18 protein-coding genes are annotated in these 17280 nt (G+C 36.4%); all 18 read right to left on the bottom strand.

Features of this window, described 5'->3' with window-relative positions:
- Positions 1 to 46 precede the first annotated feature (46 nt).
- Entirely contained in the window at positions 47 to 511 is a 465-nt protein-coding gene (locus tag FCI53_RS06395) for a DUF2487 family protein (RefSeq protein ID WP_138416989.1), read from the bottom strand.
- Positions 512 to 614: 103 nt separating this feature from the next.
- Positions 615 to 1196 (bottom strand): ReoY family proteolytic degradation factor, encoded by a 582-nt coding sequence (locus FCI53_RS06390; RefSeq protein ID WP_138416987.1) that lies wholly within the window; start codon positions 1194 to 1196, stop codon positions 615 to 617.
- 245 nt (positions 1197 to 1441) lie between these two features.
- Entirely contained in the window at positions 1442 to 2707 is a 1266-nt protein-coding gene (locus FCI53_RS06385; protein ID WP_138416985.1) for a tetratricopeptide repeat protein, read from the bottom strand.
- 19 nt (positions 2708 to 2726) lie between these two features.
- On the bottom strand, positions 2727 to 3596 hold the full coding sequence (locus FCI53_RS06380; RefSeq protein WP_138416983.1) for a hypothetical protein: 870 nt from the start codon (positions 3594 to 3596) through the stop codon (positions 2727 to 2729).
- Between the two features lie 58 nt (positions 3597 to 3654).
- A complete protein-coding gene (gene aroA / locus FCI53_RS06375) occupies positions 3655 to 4944 on the bottom strand; it encodes a 3-phosphoshikimate 1-carboxyvinyltransferase (protein WP_138416981.1) in 1290 nt (429 codons plus the stop codon).
- 11 nt (positions 4945 to 4955) lie between these two features.
- Entirely contained in the window at positions 4956 to 6056 is a 1101-nt protein-coding gene (locus FCI53_RS06370) for a prephenate dehydrogenase (protein WP_171038085.1), read from the bottom strand.
- Positions 6056 to 7159 (bottom strand): histidinol-phosphate transaminase, encoded by a 1104-nt coding sequence (hisC, locus tag FCI53_RS06365; RefSeq protein ID WP_138416977.1) that lies wholly within the window; start codon positions 7157 to 7159, stop codon positions 6056 to 6058. The genes FCI53_RS06370 and hisC overlap by 1 nt, the downstream gene beginning before the upstream one ends.
- 33 nt (positions 7160 to 7192) lie before the next feature.
- The gene (aroH, locus tag FCI53_RS06360) at positions 7193 to 7567 is read right to left on the bottom strand and encodes a chorismate mutase (protein WP_138416976.1); all 375 of its coding nucleotides are present in this window, start codon (positions 7565 to 7567) and stop codon (positions 7193 to 7195) included.
- Complete coding sequence (gene aroB / locus FCI53_RS06355; RefSeq protein ID WP_138416974.1) at positions 7564 to 8643, bottom strand: 3-dehydroquinate synthase; 1080 nt, start codon at positions 8641 to 8643, stop codon at positions 7564 to 7566. Before aroB ends, aroH begins: the two co-directional genes overlap by 4 nt.
- Positions 8643 to 9809 carry a chorismate synthase gene (gene aroC / locus FCI53_RS06350; RefSeq protein WP_138416972.1) on the bottom strand — a complete coding sequence of 389 codons (1167 nt, stop codon included), beginning with the start codon at positions 9807 to 9809 and terminating at the stop codon, positions 8643 to 8645. Before aroC ends, aroB begins: the two co-directional genes overlap by 1 nt.
- A 186-nt stretch (positions 9810 to 9995) precedes the next feature.
- Positions 9996 to 10766, bottom strand: a complete 771-nt coding sequence (locus tag FCI53_RS06345) for a CheR family methyltransferase (RefSeq protein ID WP_138416970.1) — start codon at positions 10764 to 10766, stop codon at positions 9996 to 9998.
- Between the two features lie 342 nt (positions 10767 to 11108).
- On the bottom strand, positions 11109 to 11561 hold the full coding sequence (gene ndk, locus FCI53_RS06340; protein WP_171038084.1) for a nucleoside-diphosphate kinase: 453 nt from the start codon (positions 11559 to 11561) through the stop codon (positions 11109 to 11111).
- A gap of 154 nt (positions 11562 to 11715) precedes the next feature.
- On the bottom strand, positions 11716 to 12687 hold the full coding sequence (gene hepT / locus FCI53_RS06335; RefSeq protein ID WP_138416966.1) for a heptaprenyl diphosphate synthase component II: 972 nt from the start codon (positions 12685 to 12687) through the stop codon (positions 11716 to 11718).
- A 24-nt stretch (positions 12688 to 12711) separates the two neighbouring features.
- Positions 12712 to 13422 (bottom strand): demethylmenaquinone methyltransferase, encoded by a 711-nt coding sequence (gene menG / locus FCI53_RS06330; RefSeq protein ID WP_138416964.1) that lies wholly within the window; start codon positions 13420 to 13422, stop codon positions 12712 to 12714.
- A gap of 5 nt (positions 13423 to 13427) precedes the next feature.
- Complete coding sequence (locus FCI53_RS06325; protein ID WP_138416962.1) at positions 13428 to 14270, bottom strand: heptaprenyl diphosphate synthase component 1; 843 nt, start codon at positions 14268 to 14270, stop codon at positions 13428 to 13430.
- A 51-nt stretch (positions 14271 to 14321) separates the two neighbouring features.
- Positions 14322 to 14552: a trp RNA-binding attenuation protein MtrB gene (gene mtrB, locus FCI53_RS06320; protein ID WP_138416961.1), complete on the bottom strand. Its 231-nt coding sequence runs from the start codon at positions 14550 to 14552 to the stop codon at positions 14322 to 14324.
- Between the two features lie 289 nt (positions 14553 to 14841).
- A complete protein-coding gene (locus FCI53_RS06315; RefSeq protein ID WP_138416959.1) occupies positions 14842 to 15114 on the bottom strand; it encodes an HU family DNA-binding protein in 273 nt (90 codons plus the stop codon).
- 459 nt (positions 15115 to 15573) lie between these two features.
- Entirely contained in the window at positions 15574 to 17052 is a 1479-nt protein-coding gene (gene spoIVA / locus FCI53_RS06310; protein WP_138416957.1) for a stage IV sporulation protein A, read from the bottom strand.
- Between the last annotated feature and the right edge of the window lie 228 nt (positions 17053 to 17280).

Raw genomic sequence — 17280 nt, 5'->3', positions numbered from 1 at the left:
TGATAATTCGGTCAATCAATTATCCTCACTTAACATACCTTTTTGTTTACCAGTAGGTTTTGATTAAGTCTGTAAGTTGTGAAATTTGGTCTTTCACCATGCCTTTTGTTTCATCTGATTGCAAATCACCACTTTGCATGGAAGGAAACCAAAGCACTTCACCTTGTAATTGCGCTTCAACCTTTTTCCAATCTGAATCTAATGTTAAAAATAAAACATGTTTAAAAGGGTTGGTCAACGCATCCTCAACCCATTCATTCAGTCGAGTAACCTCTAATTGTTTATCCGCTGTTGACAGATAATGATAGATCGGCATTAAGAACATTCGTCCCTTAAATTGACGTTCCAATTCATTACCGAAGATCGATAATAACTCAGCTTGAAAAGCTCTTTTTATTAAATTTTTATCATTTTTTAATGAAATGGGCATTAAAGGAATGAGTAACGTATCAACATACTCAATCACCTTTTCGTCTATGTATTGCTCAAGATCTTTATTATTCCATTGCATATCAATCACAGCCTTTCCCTATTATTTGTCTATTTTACTAAAAGATGAAAACGAAAAAAAAGAATTTCACCTTAGTAAGGAGAAATTCTTCTTCTTATCTTTTTCATTTTGATGATTGATGTACAAATGTAAACTTTTGATATCGTTGCTTTAGTTGTTCTAATTCGCTAGTAAACATAAGAAAATCATCTTGATTTCGGTTGTCTAAAGCATTATCAATTTTCTCTTGCAACTGTTGTTTTTGATAATTAAATAATGACATATCGAGCAATTGTTTCGCTATCCTCTGGTCTTTTTTTGTTATAAAATAATCTTCGGGTAGAAAAGGATTGTCCTCTAATACCGCTACATACGACGCGCATTGATTCGCATTTTTGAAACTTAACTGGATATAAATTGGATCATTCCGGTTAAGTCGAATATCATGAAAAGATTTTTCCGCATCTGTTGTTACAATATGATTTTTATAAAATCGAAATGGTACATCTTTAGAACAATGGGTAGAAATGACAATTCCTCTAGGACAATAACGCGCCTCTCTGATGAAATGTACATTTTTTAATATCGAATCATGATTGATTAAATAATTTAAAATCCATACACTCTCTCTTCGTTTCAATTGATAGTTACTTAAAAACCAGCGTATAAATTCTTTTTTATCTTTCATCGAAACAGATGTGCTCAACGTTTAGGTCCCCTCCTAAAAAATTATCTGATCAAAAGGAGGACAAAAAGCGCTAAGAAATTCCTGTATTAGCCAAAGTGAAGTTACGATCACTCTAATAATTGTTAAGTAGTTAACTAGTAACGCATTAACAACCTACTGCAGGACAATAATAACGTCGCACTTTGCTGTGTATTATGGGCATGGACAGGTAAATTCGAAGCGATTTTCACCAGTCTTTTTGACCATCCTTTAAAGATAATCAATTAAAATCCACTCTGATTCTGTCGTAAACGTTCTAGGTACTCCCCAATCTCATTATCGGTAGGATCAATCGCTAAATAATTAGAGAAAATCTCGATTGCTTCATTAAACCTCCCCTCTTCAACAAGAAAATATCCATACTCTTGTAGAAAATCAGGATCTTCTTTGAAATTATTATATGCATCCTTATACTGGTTTAATGCATCATTGAAAGATTCTATCTCTCGATACGCTTTTGCTAACTCCCATTTATAATTTGGATCTTCTTCGCCTTGCTCTAAAACATTCGTTAGCACATCAATAATTGCCTGGTGATCTTCTGCTTGTTTATAACTTTCAATTAAGAATAAAACTGCTTCTTTAAAACCAGGATCAATCGCAATTGCTTCTCTAATATGTTGATGACTTTCTTGTTCCTTGCCTAAGCGATGTGCAAGCATACCTGCCAGATGGTATAATTCTTTGTTAAATTCATCAACTGTCAGACCTCTTTTCGCAACTTCATACGCTTCCTCAACCATTCCTTCTGTTTCTTTAGCTTGAGCCAAGAATAAATAAACAGATTGATAATAAGGATCTTTTTCTAGTAATTGATCCCAAACTTTGATGGAGATATCCAATCGGTCAGCTCGATAAGCAATAAATCCATATCTAAATAAGTTATCTGGATCTTCACTGTCTGTTTCCTGGTAAAACTCTAACGCTTGTTCAAATTCCCCAACAGACGCATAAGCTTCTGCTAGTCTACTACCAATTTCTACATTTGCCATAACTTGTTGTACTTCATATACTTTTTCATAATAGGGAATAGATTTTTGGTACTCTCCATTCGAAAAAGCCAATTCACCAAGAGCGAAATCGATTAATGTCTCCATTGGATCATGGTTTTTAGCTTCGAGTAGTTTTTGTTCGGCAACTTCAAATAATCCTTGCGCTTGATAAAGGTCAGCAAGTTGCACTAATGCAGATAGGTATTCCTCATCCTCGGGGGTGAAGCGATTAAGCATATTGATCGCTTCTTCATCTTCTTCTAAATCAATATGAATATCCGCCAACATGATTTTTAATTCTGATTCATTTGGATATGCTTGAGATAGTTCCATTAAAATAAATTTAGCTTCCTCCAACATTCCCCATTGCATATATAACTCTGCAATTGTAAACTTTTCTTCCTCGTTTGCCTGAGGCAAGAAACTCTCAAGTAAATGCATCGCCTGTTCTGATTTGTTTGCTTCCATTAGTTTAATAGCTTCATGTATTTGTTCCATTATTGGCATCCTTTCTGTATCAAACAAAGTGTCTTGGTATGGACACTGGTGTGTATTTTCCTTGTGTCGCATCTAATTGTACAATATGATTCGATTTGACCACTGTCCCATTAGAAACGGTAATAACTGGAATAGCTTTATGATAACGAAAATTGGTGTCTTCATCAATGGTAGGGAGTGTTGAGCGATCAAATAAAGTATAATCAGCACATCCTTGATGTATAAATTCGCCTTTGTGAGGGGAAATTCCTGTCTGACGTAAGAGTTGTTTAGACAGTGGTAAGTGATTAATTGTATCATCTATCGAAATAATACGATACTTTTTTGCTAATTTCTGCCAATCTTTTTCAAACGTATTTTCTGTGTCTGAAATATAACTGATAGGTGTCCCAGAAAAGCTTTGATATTGTTGAATCCATTCCCACTTCACTTGTTTTAATTCGTCGACATCATCTGCTTCAACCAAGATGAAAGGTACTTTTTCTTTTCCGAAAAACTTGATATGTTCAACTGCTAATTTTGATGCAGGTATTCGTGGAACAATCATAAAATCGATTGGTGAAACGAGGGACAACTGTTGTTTAAATTGTGAAAACTTTTGTTTCAATCCATATCTTGACGAAATAGGTAATTGACAGAGTAAAAGTGTACATCCTCTGTAAATATACTTTTTTATACTACTTTGGTAGTCTTGCTGCCTGTAAACAGGATCATCAAGATCTACATACACTTTTCCAGGTCCTACCCAAAACGGGGAAACATCCATTTCTTGTGCAGTTTTTTTATTCGTAAATGTAATCGTAAACTTGTTATCTTTTATAAAAATACTATCTGATTTCCACTTGCCATGATCGTAGATATAATCACTAGAAAAATAATAAACCCCCATACCAAGTCCTCCTTCTGGATTTGTACAAGGTATGAAGGTTTTTCTATTCCTATGATAGTTATCCTATTATTTTTTGTAGATCTTCAAAAAAACTTGGATATGATATTGCAATACAGTCTGGATTATGAAGAACGATATCATCTGATGCAATGAGCGATGCGACAGCAATCATCATCCCTATTCGATGATCACCATGCGAGTCTAATTCAGCACCTGTTAACGAACTATTTCCTTCTATAATCATTCCGTCTTCCGTAGCTTCTACTTTTGCGCCTAGTGCATGTAATGTGTCGACAACCGAAGCAATTCGATCAGATTCTTTGTACCGCAATTCTTCAGCATCACGTATAATCGTTTTTCCACTAGCTTGTGTCGCCAATAATGCAATAATAGGGAGTTCGTCAATAATACGAGGAATAATCTCCCCATCGATTGTGATTCCGCGCAATGGTGTTTGTTTTACTGTAATAGTACCAACTGGTTCGCCACCAATTGCTTTTTCTTCTATCACAACAATATCCGCACCCATTTGTTTTAATACATCAATGATTCCTGTTCTAGTTGGGTTTAGTCCAACGTTTTCAATCGTTACTTGACTATCTTTCACGAGCGATGCCGCTACTAAAAAGAAGGCGGCAGAAGAGATATCACCTGGTACTTGCATATCGATGGCTTGCAAGCGTTGACCGCCCTCAATTCGAATCGTTTCTTCTTGTTTAGAAATTTTACCACCAAATGCTTGTAACATATTCTCCGTATGGTCCCTTGTTGCTACTTTTTCCACAACCTCTGTGACGCCATCGGCTAATAATCCAGCTAACAACACACCGGACTTTACTTGCGCACTTTTGACTGGGGGGTGGAATGTGATACTACTTAGTTGTCCACCTCTAACGGACATTGGTAACTTACTTCCATTCTCTCTGCCATCAATTGTTGCTCCCATTTCTCTTAAAGGAATGGCAACACGATCCATAGGTCTTTTCGTTAGTGATGCATCGCCAAATAAACTAAAATGAAATGGTAATCCTGCTAATACTCCTAGTAACAACCTTGCCGTCGTTCCAGAGTTCCCTAGATTAATAGGCTCTGTTGGTTCCTGTAACCCATCAATCCCTTTGCCTTCGATTGTCACGGTATTTCCACTTTTTTCTATGGTTACCCCCATTGCTTGAAAGGCAGCAATAGTACTCATACAATCTTCACCATCTAAGAAATTTGTTACCGTTGATGTTCCTTCTGCTAAGGCACTAAAAATAATCGATCTATGAGAAATCGATTTATCTCCTGGGACTTGTAACTCCCCTTGAAGTCGTGTATGTAACGGGTGTAATGTTCTTGCAGTCATTCAGGTCCCCCCTATATTTCTAACATTGTTTCATAACCATGATTCATTAGTATCGTATTACTAGTTGATTGTGCTTGTTTATTTTGCAAACTTAAACGAAGCACACCTGTTATCCCTTCTCTAATTTCGAGTATTTCTATATTCTTAATACTGATCTCCTGTTTAGCTAGAATTTCCACAACACGTAATAACGCACCAGGTTGATCTCGAATATCCACATATAAATCATAAAAGGAAGGGATCGCCCCTTTTTCTTTTCCATCTAAACCATCACGATATTCTTTAGCTTGTTCCAAATAATGATACATCGATACTTTGTCACCAGTTTCTAACAAATTTCGTAGTGACGTCATCTCCGATATCCAATCATTTAGCAAGGTCATCATTCCCTGGCGATTATGGAAGAATATATCTTGCCACATGGCCGGGTTACTAGATGCAATCCTTGTAATATCCCTAAAACCACCGGCCGCTAATTTTGGAATATAATCATGTGTCTGTTGCCAATTTTTCGCTTGGTGAACAAGTGATGATGCAATCAAGTGTGGAAAATGAGAGATGACGCTTGTCATCTCATCATGTTCTTTAGGACCTAACTGCAAAAATTTACTGTTTGTACCGCTTAATAATGTTTGTAGTGCATCCATTTTTTTCTGTGGACAGTTTTGGATTGGTGTTAATACATAGATCGCATTTTCAAACAAATGTCCTTTCGCTGCTTGGATACCTTTTTTATGGGAGCCAGCCATTGGGTGCCCACCAATAAATGTCACCAAATTCGAATCTATTTTTTCAGCAGCCTCCATGATCGGCGCTTTAACCGAAGAAACATCGGAAACAATAATTGATTTGCGGAAATCAATTGTATTTAACCGCTTAATTAGTTCTACTGTTTTGGATACTGGTGCAGCTAAGATTAAATAATCCGCTTCTAGAACTGCTGCTTCAAAATTAGCAGCAGCCTCATCAATGATGCCATTCATTAAACAATATTCAATTGTTCTACTTCTTACATCATAGCCTATCACACGGTGATCAGTTGTTTGTTTAATATTCGTTGCTAAAGAGCCACCGATTAGGCCTAAGCCTGCTATTACTACGGTTTGTTTCACTATTTCGTCTCCTCTTTATGTGTTTCTAAGAAATCAGAAATCAACTGTTGGAGTTCTTCCATGTGGTTTTGTTTACCAATTGTAATTCGAACACCTTTGGGATGACCTAATGCCTCACCTGAACGTACAATAAAACCTTTGGATAACAGATAATCGCATAATGCATCACCAGATGTTGGCAATGTAACAAACACAAAATTGGTTTGTGAATCATAATATTCTAATCCTGCTTCTTTGCAGAACGCTAAGAAGTTTGCTTTATTTGCTCCATTTTTTTGAATCGAATCTTGTAAAAACTGTTGATCTTCAAGTGCAATCATTGCAGCTCCCTGCGCAATAGTGGTCGTGTTAAAAGGACCTCTTGTAATATTTAATACATTGGCAACCTCCTTAGTTGCGACACCATAACCAACCCTTAGTCCAGCTAGCCCATAAGCCTTAGAAAAAGTTCGCAAAACTATTAAATTTTCATATTCTTCTAAGGCTTTTATCGAATCAGGATAGTCTTCTGTTTGCACGTATTCATAATATGCTTCGTCCACCACTACTAAAACATCTGACGGACAACGGTCCATAAAATCATCGAATTGTGTTTGATTAATGACACAGCCTGTCGGGTTATTTGGGGTACACAACCAAACAACCTTTGTCTCTTCGTCTATTTTTGCAAGCATTCCATCAAGGTCGTGATAACCCTCTGTCAATGGTGCCTCTACGACACTTGCTCCTTGTATTAAAGCGTTATGTTTATATTGCGGGAAGGTAGGGGTTGCTGTAATAATCTTCGTTCCTGGCTCCAAGTAGGTGCGGCAAATAAGGTCCACCACTTCATCTGATCCACAACCAAATACAAGTTGTTCCCCATCAACTCCCAATTTTTCAGATAAACTTTCTCTTAATGCTGTTGCATAACCATCCGGGTAAATTTCCAAATGATGAATTAAATCTGGTATAGCCTGTCTTACTTTAGGAGAATAACCAAAAGGATTTTCATTAGATGCTAATTTTACGATGTTTTCTAACCCATATTCTTTTTTAACATCCTCAATTTGTTTACCAGGTTTATATGGTGACATCCCATTAAAAACTTGTTTTGCCTGCATGTCTCTCTCTCCAATCTTTACGTTACCATTCTATTATTTTTCAGTATCTATTAGATCAGGTCGTAATTTTTTTGCCTCGTAATGATAGACGTGGTGAATAGCTTGTTGGCTATGCTCCGTGTTTACAGTCATCATCACTCTAATGCATTTCTCTAAACTATTTGGTACTTCAATTTCTTTCATGCACATAACTGGGACATATGTCCATTCCCTTCCGATATTTCGCAGTGCTTTCGCTGGAAATGTCGCATTCAAATCTGCCGTTAATGAAATGAATACGGAAGCAATATCAGATGGCTCTACTTGATTTGCATGAACCATTTCTTCAATTAACTGTTGTGTGTGGTCAAGCATCTCAGCTTCATTGTTTTGAGCAACGGTTGTAGCTCCTCGTATTCCTCTTATCAATTTGTCCCCAACTCCCTAAAAAAGTTTGTTAATGCTTTGTTTATTTCCTCATCCTCAATATGCGCAATCGTCGGTTGTCCAATTGCTGTTAATAAGACCATTTGAATTTGACTGTTGACTGTTTTCTTATCCTGTTTCATCCGAGCAATAAGGGAATCAACAGACAAAGTTGGTAGTTGTATTGGATAGCCATTGGTTTGCAACCAATTTTGAAATGAATCATAAGGTAGATTACATTGATACGTTTGATTGCTCAATTTCATAGCAAACAACATCCCAATCGCAACCGCTTCTCCATGAGTTATTTCTCCATAACCAAGTTCAGCTTCAATCGCATGTCCTAACGTATGACCAAAATTTAAATATTTTCTAATGTTACTTTCTTTTTCATCGTTTTCTACGATCGCCGCTTTTACTTGTATACCTCGCAGCAGGTGATCTATTAGCACCTTTTCAGGAATCGCTTTAGTTACGTCTACATGTAACACGTCTTGGAAAAAGGTTTTGTCACTAATCAAGCCATGCTTGATCACTTCCGCATAACCAGAGCGTACTTCTTTTTCAGGTAACGTATGTAAGGTTTCCACATCATAGATAACCGCCTGTGGTGGATAAAAACTTCCTACTAAATTTTTACCAGCAGGATGATTAATTGCAACTTTACCCCCAACACTACTATCATGTGCTAGAATCGTTGTTGGCACTTGAATGTAATCAATTCCCCTCATATAGGTCGCTGCTACAAACCCTGCCAAGTCCCCAACCATTCCTCCACCTAAAGCAACAATTAAAGCATTTCGATCCAATCCTGCTTCAATTGCTTTGGTAATCAGTGAGAAATACTGTTCATTGCTTTTAGAGGCTTCTCCTGCAGGAACAATAACGGTTGAAACATTTGCTTGATCTGCCCATACCTGCTTTACATCTTCTAAATAATAACTTGCAACTTGACTATCTGTGATAATCAAAATATTATGATAAGTTTTGTCGAGCAAGTGACTAATTTGATGTCGAATACTCGCACCAACAAATACATTGTATTTGTTGGTGCTTGTTTGAATGGTCAAATTGTCCATTAAAAACACCTAATTTCTTCCCGGTATTGATCGATCGCCTGCTTTAGTTTTGGAAATTGATCATGCGGGAATTGTTCTAATAGTGCTTTCGCTACTTCAAAGGCAACGACATGTTCCATGACCACAGCAGCTGCCGGTACTGCACATGAATCAGAACGTTCAATACTAGCATTGAAGGGTTCTTTTGTTTCAATATCAACGCTTTGTAGTGGTTTGTACAAGGTTGGAATAGGTTTCATAACCCCTTTGACCACGATAGGCATCCCAGTTGTCATACCACCTTCAAATCCACCTAGGCGATTTGTTTTACGGTAATAACCTTCTTCCTGGTTCCAAGCAATCTCATCATGTACTTCACTTCCGTTTTTCCGAGCTGCTTCAAAACCAATCCCAAATTCGACCCCTTTAAATGCATTAATGCTTGAGACTGCTCCAGCAATTCTAGCATCCAATTTACGATCGTAATGAACATAGGAGCCAACACCTGCTGGCATCCCTTCCACATAAACTTCACACACACCACCGATTGAGTCTCCTTCCTTTTTCGCTTGATCAATCGCATCCATCATTTTTTGACCTGCTTCAGGGTCTAATGTACGGACAGGTGATTCTTCTGAAATTGATTGTCTATCTTGCATATTCATATCAGGATATTCTTCCGCATTTATCCCAGCAATCTCACGGACATAACCTACGATCTCAATATCTAACTGTCGTAATAAAGTTTTAGCAACAGCTCCTGCTGCTACACGGGCTGCTGTTTCGCGTGCGGAAGATCGTTCTAAAATATTTCTCATATCTCGATGTCCGTATTTTAATGCACCGTTTAGGTCTGCATGACCTGGTCTAGGTCTTGTTACGGTTCGGCGAATTTTTTGATCTGTCTCGATTGGATCATCGCCCATAATATCTTCCCAATGTTTAAAATCATCATTATGTATCACTAATGCAATTGGTGAACCAAGTGTATAACCGTGTCGAACGCCTCCAGCTACAGTCACTAAATCCTTTTCAATTTGCATTCTTTTCCCTCGTCCATGGCCTTTTTGTCTTCTTAACAAGGATTCGTTAATATTGTCCTTGTTTAGTGGCATGTTTGACGGTATTCCTTCCACAATTGTTGTTAGTTGTTTACCATGTGATTCACCTGCAGTTAAGTATCTCATGTTTGTCCCCCCGAATTTTTTTAATTTTGTACTACTATATCATACCTTTGGTTTCCTGTGTGCAAGGAAATATTGAAAAAAACAACATTTTTCGATTTTTTTGAAAATAACAATCATTTTTTAGGGGAATTGATCGATACGACACTATCATACACGGTCGTTTACAAAACATTCCCCACTTTATTTCTATTGTTTTTGATAAAAGAAAGTATCGACGACATGAAAGTTATATTGTGCTGGGTTAAATATTTGTTCCGTACTGCCAACAAATAATACACCGTCATCTGATAACGCATCGCTGAATTTGCTGTAAACATCCTGTTTAGCTTGTTCTGTGAAGTAAATCAACACATTTCGACAAACGATTAAATCAAAATTCGTTTCATAGCTATCAGCCAATAAATTATGTTTTCTAAATGAAACAGATTTCTTGATTCTTTCATCTAATTTATAAAGTTGTCCCTCTTTATTAAAATATTTGTTTTTCTTATCATCTGGGACTTCTTGCAATGCACGTTCAGTGTAGATGGCGGTTTTAGCCTTTGTTAAAATATTTTCATCTATGTCTGTCGCAACAATCGATACGTGATTCAAATCGACATATTGGTCAAGCATCATTGCAATTGTATATGGTTCTTCACCAGTGGAACAAGCAGCACTCCAAATTTTTAAACGATTTTTTTTTCTTAACAACATTGGTAATATTCTTTTCTCCAAAACTTCCCACCGCTTATAGTTTCGATAAAACTCAGATACGTTAATCGTCATTCGGTCCAAAAATTCATGCATTAACACTTTATCAGAGGCTAGCGCTTGATAATAGGATGTAAAATCATGATACCCTTTTTTTTCACGTAAGGAAGTAAGTCTTCTTTTCATTTGTGCTTCTTTATATTGATTCAAATCTATCCCTGTTTTTTTCTTAATCGATGAGATAAATTTCTGATAGTCCTCCATAGGTGCCTTCTCCTTCTTATACTAGTATTCCTTTATCCTACTAATAAATTAAAAATTAGTAAATAGAATCGATAGAATATGATTTGGTACAGAAATGTATGAGGCGCAAAAAAGCAAAAACTTCTCGATTGTTTAGACCCGATCCTGTTTCCGTTGTTCCAATTTGAAGGGTGCTTTGTCCTATTTAGTTTCCTTTATTAGAGGTGTGAAAAGCTCACTTCTATTATATCTTAAAAAAAGACTGCCCCATGAAGGAGTTTCTATTCCAACTCCACACCTTACGTAACAAAGGGGGATGCCAGAAGTATCCTAAAAGGGACAGTCATGATTCGTATTTATTTTTTATTCATATAACCATTTATCGTTATCTTTATTGTAATCTACTAATTCCTCTTGTTTAAAAAATAGATTGATTTCACGCTCGGCACTTTCTGGTGAATCGGAACCGTGAATCACATTTTTTCCTACAACCAAACCATAATCTCCACGTATCGTTCCTGGTAGAGCTTCTTGTGGGTTTGTCTCACCCATCATTTGTCTGGCTGTCGCAATAACACCTTCACCTTCCCATACCATTGCAAATACCGGTCCCGAAGTAATAAAGTCAACGAGATTTTTAAAGAAGGGTTTGTCTTGATGCTCTTGATAGTGTGTGGTCGCAAGTTCTTCTGAAATTGACATTAGTTTAGCGGCAACTAATTTAAAACCTTTTCTCTCAAATCGTGAAGCAATTTCACCAGTTAAACCTCTTTGTACACCATCTGGTTTTACCATTAAAAATGTTTTTTCCATCATGACACCTCTTTTATGTATTTTATGAAAGCGTTTGAATCTAGCGATCGTTTAAATCTTAACAAAATTCAAACGCTTTAGCAAACAGTAAGGTGTGAATAGCGATAAGTCGCTTATGGCTGATTTTAAATAACTTTTCTACTTGCAAGAACATGGATCAAGCTTTCCTTTTTCCTATGTATATGGCAATATCCCGAAGAGTCTGTTTTGCTTTAATGTTAGGTAGTTCCTCAAGGGCATTAAAAGCTTTATGTAAATAGCGTTCACTCAACTCATAGGAGCGATCAATCGCGTCAGATTTTTTTACCTGTTGAACCAATGGAACAATAGATTCTTGATCTACAGCTTTAGGATTTCTAAATAAATCGGTTAATTGAGCATAAAAATCTTCATTTTCCATTGCGTATAAAACAGGTAATGTCAAATTTCCTTGCAGCAAATCACTACCTGCAGGCTTACCTAGTTGTTTTTCTGTTGATGTAAAATCTAAAATATCATCAATAATTTGATAGGACATCCCAATATAATACCCATACTGATATAAGGCTTTTTCAATCGCTGGCGAAGCATCTGAAGCAATGGCACCGATTCGACAACTTGATGAGATTAATAAAGCTGTCTTACGTTTAATACGTCTTAGGTAATTTCGTATATTTTGATTTACATTGTACTTGTCTTTGATTTGTTCGATCTCACCAATTGATAACTCAACAATGATTTCCGATAAAATTTTATGTGCTCTAGCGTTATTGATCGTTGTTAAATACTCGATTGACCTTGCAAAAATATAGTCGCCCGTATACATAGCAATCCGATTATCCCATTGGGCTTTTACAGTTGGTTTTCCTCTGCGTATATCCGATTCATCAATGACATCATCATGAACCAACGAGGCCATATGTATTAATTCAAGGGATACTGCTACCGTTTTGATACGTTCAAGGTCATAGTTCCCAAACATACTAGATAGCAAAACAAAAACAGGACGAAGACGTTTCCCCCCGGCCTGCAATAATTGAACAGATGCCTCACGTAAAACTGGATGTTCTGCTTGTATTGTTTCATTTAATGCGTCTTCAATTTTATCAAGGTCGTTTTTTAAATAAGTATAAGTCCTTGCTAATTTCATGTGGGTCACCTTTGAATTAAAATTTTAAGAAGGCTTTGTTCCCATATGCATCGCAGCTACACCACCAGTATAGCTTTTCACGTTCACATCGGTTAGCCCTACACTTTCAAACAATGCTTTCAATTCGCTTTTTCCTGGAAAGTCTTTAGCAGACTCGTGTAACCAAGCATATTCTTTATAACTTTTTGCGAGAATCCTTCCAAACAATGGCATGATAAAACGAAAATAAAAATAGTACAACTGACGAAATACTGGCATCGTTGGTTGAGAGGTTTCTAAACAGACTACTTTTCCACCAGGCTTGACAACCCTTTTCATCTCCATGAGAACTTTTTTATAATCTGGTACATTTCTTAAACCAAATCCGATTGTTACAAAATCGAACGTGTTATCTTCAAATGGCAAATCCATGGCATTTCCTTGAATCAAATCCAATTGATTCACATCGTATTGCTTTTTCTTTCTTAACCCAATAGACAACATATTTTCGCTGAAATCAAGCCCAATCACCTTACCATCTTGTCCAACCACGTCTGCTAAGGAAAAGGACCAGTCACCAGTTCCACAACATACATCTAGAGCAGCGTCGCCCTTTTGAACATTCATATGTTTCATCACATCTTTGCGCCATGCTCTGTGCCTTTGAAAAGATATAACAGAATTCATAAAATCATAACGATCATAAATTTTTTCGAATACGTGATGGACACGTTCTTCTTTGGATTGTTGATGCATATTACTTACCCTTCTCCCATTACAAAAGTGTTTTTATCAAAATTGTTCGCCTTTATATTATCAACATATTGCCTTATTATTTGAAACTGTGTAGGTAAAGAATCCAATGAATCTTCTGTAGCAGCAAGATGTTTTTGTATGTGTTTGTCCATTTCAAAGAGAATTTGATCCTGGCTAACATTATGTGCCGGTCCTTTTGTTAATAAATACACGATTGTAGAATCCCCGCTTTGTTCATACATCGTTTTTTCCTTAACTAACCTGAGAGTTAATAACCAATTTTCAATAAAAACATCTGCGGATGATTGAAGTAGCGATCTAGCGACACGTTTAATTAGTAATGACTCCAGTTGTTTGAGTTCATCAATAAACGCATCAACAGTAACAAATTCTTTATAATATATTTTCATTTTCTGTTCATTAACTTCTTTAATAGCAGTGGCTAATGTATGAATCATGGAGACATCATCAATCTTCGCTAACATACTATAATATAGTCCACTGAAGTAATCACCTGCCAGAACAGTTAATTGACGATATTTTTGTCTTTGGTCTGATTCATGCCGTTTATTCTCTGTTACCAAATCATGTGTGTCCAATGCAATTTGAACAAGCATGGTTGTTATAATATACGTCTTTTTTTTAACATCTGAAAGCGTTGTGTTTTGGATAATAGTGGATAAGATGAATAACTTATCAGTATCAATAACAGGTTGCTGGATGAATTTCTCTAAATAAGAATGATGGATTTGATTCTCTATTTCATTTCTTAGCTCTACTAGCTTCTCATCATAAGCATTCATATTACCCAAGCCTTTCCATACATTTTTCCATACTAATCGTAACATTAGTATAGCATACTCTATAAAAATTCTCTCTATTTATGACAAACGATACAATTATAATTCATCATTACGAATTTCACCATGACTAGATTGGATCACTGCTTTCCCTCTAATCTTAACTGCAGATGTATGTTCTGTAAATTGCGCAACCATAATTTCACCTTTGTCTAATTTTTCAGCATGGTGAAACCTTGTATCCGTTCCTCTTGTTAATCCGATTACTTGCACCCCATCTTCAAGAGCTTTTATCACTATATAATCTTTAGTATTACTTGTTACATTCATATGTACCCTCCATAATTTTTATTTTATCTCGGTGGAACCGTCCGTAAGACTCCCACTTTAAACATTATAGGAAGCGTAGATGATTATGTGGGAGTACACTTTCGCTTTCACCCCGAATCGGTTCAAGGGCCTTTAGGTTATACCCTTGTGCTACTAACACTAAGTCGGAGAAGAGCAAACCCCTATGATTGAAGTCTACCTTTATAGATTTATTCAATTAGGAAATAGTAAGAATTAAATACAAAATAAAAAGGGTGCATATGCACCCTTTTTATGCCCTTATGTAAAATTATTTTACAGTATCTTTTAGGGCTTTCCCTGGTTTAAATGCAGGAACCTTACTTGCAGGGATTTCGATTTCATCTCCTGTTTGAGGATTACGTCCTTTTCTTGCTGCACGTTCTCGCACCTCAAAATTCCCGAAACCAATTAATTGTACTTTTTCTCCATCTTTAAGTGAATCCATGATAGATTCAAAAACTGCATCAACAGCTTTTGTAGCGTCTTTCTTAGAAAGGTCACTTTTTTCTGCAACTGTATTAATTAGATCAGTTTTGTTCATGACATTCACCTCCTCCCAAATTCTATAAACTATCGCGAACAAATGTGATATATTATCATTTGTTCACCATTTTCACCCAAATTATACGCATTACCATCTTTAAAAGATGACAAAGCTTATATTAACCGAGATTTCGCGGAAATTCAACAAAAATTAACAATTTCTCTCAAAATTTGTTGCTATTTCTCACTTTTTTCCATCTCTAATTTAGTTGAATAGTATCATAGTTAGTATTCCAATGCAAGTGGTTACATTGCTTGATATAAAAGGGATTTGCTTACTTTTCTCTAAATTCATATTTCTGAAAGATAAGTATGTGAATTTTTTTAACAACGAGGCTTATGTCGACGATGAAAACGGTGCTTCCCTTAGTTCATTCATTGGGTTTAGGTTTAAGAATGGCATTTTAGCAGCGATAGCAAATTTCTCAATAGAAAAAGCGGCCTGAAAATCAAGCCGCTAAAGAATAATTGCTATTAGTCCACCAGAACCTTCGTTAATAATTCGTTCAAGTGTTTCTTTTAGTTTATACCTCGCATTCTCTGGCATTAGTGACAATTTACCTTGAATGCCTTCTCGAACAATCGAGCTTAATGATCTTCCGAAAATGTCAGACTTCCAAATAGATAATGGATCTTCTTCAAAGTCTTGCATCAAGTATCTTACAAGCTCTTCACTTTGTTTCTCTGTCCCTATTATCGGAGCGAATTCTGACTCAACATCGACTTTAATCATATGAATTGACGGAGCTACTGCCTTTAAGCGAACACCAAACCGTGATCCTTGACGAATAATTTCAGGCTCGTCTAGAGTCATATCTTCTAATGAAGGCGCAGCAATTCCATACCCTGTTTGTTTAACCATTTGCAGCGCATCTGCAACTTGGTCATACTCTCTTTTTGCATTTGCGAAATCTTGCATTAATTCTAGCAGATGATCTTTACCTCTAATTTCTTCCCCTACAATTTCTTTAAGTACTTGATCATACAAATAATCTGGTGCTTGAAGATCAATTTCGGCAACACCTTCACCCATTTCCATGCCAGCTAGTTGCGCATTTTGAATATAATCATACTCATCAAAATGACCAACTACTCGATCGACATCACGAAGGCGTTTAATGTCTTTCACAGTTTCTTGAATCGCGATTTGATAATTTTCTCTTAACCAATGATCTTCATTAAGGACCATCACCCAGCTTGGTAGATTAACATTTACTTCAAGCACTGGGAATTCATATAATGCTTCACGCAGAACATTATACACATCATGATCACTCATGCTTTCTACACTCATTGCTAAAACAGGAATATCGTATTTTTCACTCAGATCCTGTCTTAATTGTTCTGTTTCTTGATGGTATGGTTGAACAGAGTTGACAACCATAATGAATGGTTTTCCAACTTCTTTTAATTCGTCAACAACTCTTTCTTCCGATTCTTCATAATCTTCTCGCGGAATGTCACCAATCGAGCCATCTGTTGTGACAACAACTCCCATTGTGGAATGTTCTTGAATCACTTTTCGTGTTCCAATCTCTGCAGCATCATGGAACGGAATTGGCTCTTCATACCAAGGTGTATTAATCATCCTTGGACCGTTTTCATCTTCGAAACCTTGCGCGCTGTTGACAGTGTATCCTACACAATCAACTAGTCGGACATTCACATCTAAACCTTCATCTACTTCGACAGAAACAGCTTGATTTGGGACAAATTTTGGTTCTGTCGTCATAATTGTTTTGCCTGCTGCACTTTGCGGAAGTTCATCTTGTGCTCTTGCTCTTTCTCCTTCGTCCGCAATGTTTGGCAAAACGACTTGTTCCATAAATTTTTTAATAAATGTTGATTTACCTGTACGAACTGCTCCTACAACACCTAGATAAATATCTCCATTCGTTCGCTTCGAGATATCTTTAAAAATATCGACTTTTTCCAAATGATCCCCTCCCGATCTGCTTGACCATAAGCTATTACGAATCTTAGACATTTTAAGTCTATGACATTGTCCTATCAAATTATGACCTATTTATTAGGAAAAAATAAAACCATCTCCTAACTTTCCATAAGAAATTAAAATTTACTGTTAGTAAAATACGTATTATCCCACTAGAAAATAAAAAAATAATTGCTATCAAAAACCCTTGACACATTATATGCATCAAGG

Origin of the sequence: Aquibacillus sediminis, from assembly GCF_005870085.1 — a bacterium.
In the GTDB taxonomy this organism is placed as follows: Bacteria; Bacillota; Bacilli; order Bacillales; family Amphibacillaceae; genus Aquibacillus_E; species Aquibacillus_E sediminis.
This window is presented reverse-complemented; position numbering and strand designations above follow the sequence as displayed.